General features: G+C 64.2%; 2 protein-coding genes and 1 pseudogene. 2 read left to right on the top strand and 1 reads right to left on the bottom strand.

The genetic code is table 11. From position 1 onward, the window contains the following. Window positions 1–349 (bottom strand): annotated as a pseudogene (locus tag ACSR1C_RS20550) (hypothetical protein); the annotation flags it as partial. Window positions 350–563: 214 nt separating this feature from the next. Here ACSR1C_RS20550 and ACSR1C_RS20545 point away from each other — a divergent pair. Beyond that, the gene (locus tag ACSR1C_RS20545; protein WP_460260867.1) at window positions 564–728 is read left to right on the top strand and encodes a hypothetical protein; all 165 of its coding nucleotides are present in this window, start codon (window positions 564–566) and stop codon (window positions 726–728) included. Between the two features lie 3 nt (window positions 729–731). After that, window positions 732–1,103 carry a hypothetical protein gene (locus tag ACSR1C_RS20540; protein ID WP_460260868.1) on the top strand — a complete coding sequence of 124 codons (372 nt, stop codon included), beginning with the start codon at window positions 732–734 and terminating at the stop codon, window positions 1,101–1,103. Window positions 1,104–1,184 lie beyond the last annotated feature (81 nt).

Genomic DNA, 1,184 nt, shown 5'->3' with positions numbered 1-1,184 from the left:
GATCGCCTTCCTGGAAGGTGTAATCGAACAGGATCCCGTCGAAGGTCAGGTTCGTCGCACCCCGGATATAGACGCTGGAAAACACCGCGGGATCGGACGGATCCGCCGAGGCGATGGTCACATCCCGGGCCAGGCGCTGCCCGTCAAGGTCCAGCCAGCCGTATTGACCGCCGGGCAGGCGGATCGTTTCCCCCGCGCGGGCATCCTGCAGCACCCTGCCCAGATTTTCCGCCGCCACCGGCGAGGCCGTACAGACCCACGCCGCAAGCAGACCCGGCAAAAGCAGACCCCGCAGCAGAGATGCCGGAATGGCACAACGGCGGGCAGAAACAGGGGGAATAAGGGGCATGGCTAAATCTCCCGCCGCTTTCGAGACCAGTCAACGAGATGATGCTACCCCTGCCCCTTCGGTTTGACCAGCGCGGAGCCGCCCGGCGGCATGGTCCCGCCCAGTCCGCCTGCCGGTTCGCCCCCCACCGCACGGTCCGGTTAGCCATCCGGCAACACCCGGCCCGCCCGGCTATAGTGACGCCCTCCGAATTCCCGACAGGAAAGTTCCGGACATGACCCTTTCAATCGGCCTGGCGCTGACCTCCCTGCGCCGCACTCCGCCCGCCGGATGGCGCATCGGCACCGGAAACGGCGCGGCCCAAATCCTTCAGGCCCCGTCCGGGCCAGCCGCCCCCACCGTCGTCTCGGTGGGCGACGGCACTGCAACGCTGGAGTAATTCATGCCCAAATATCTGGTGATCCCCGAGGCCGATGGCGACGATCTGACCAATGCGCAGATCTTCAACACCCCCAATCTGACCGGGCTGGCAAACGGCACATCCTATCTGGCCTACCGGCTAAGCGCTGCATCCGATCCGTTCATACCGCAATCGCAGGCCCAGGCGCCTTTCGTCGTATTGCTGGCCGGCCAGTCCAACACCGTCGGCGCGGCGGGTTACGACGGCAACGGCCTGCATGCCGCGAATACCTGGCAGTGGGACGGGACGGACACGCTGACAGAAGTCACCGCGTCGCATCTCAATCACCCGGTGATCTCGGACAATACCGGCAAGATGGCCCCATCGGAAGGTTTCTTCGTAGAACCACGCTAAGGGGGAACTTTCAGAGAACATCTTCACGTTTCCCAGTCTCTGGCTGGTCTGATGTTCAGCGGCCGCGCAATTTTGCGGTCA

It is taken from the genome of Actibacterium sp. D185-2, from assembly GCF_054954595.1.
The sequence above is the reverse complement of the archived record's forward strand: the minus strand, read 5'-3'. Positions and strand labels throughout refer to the sequence as shown.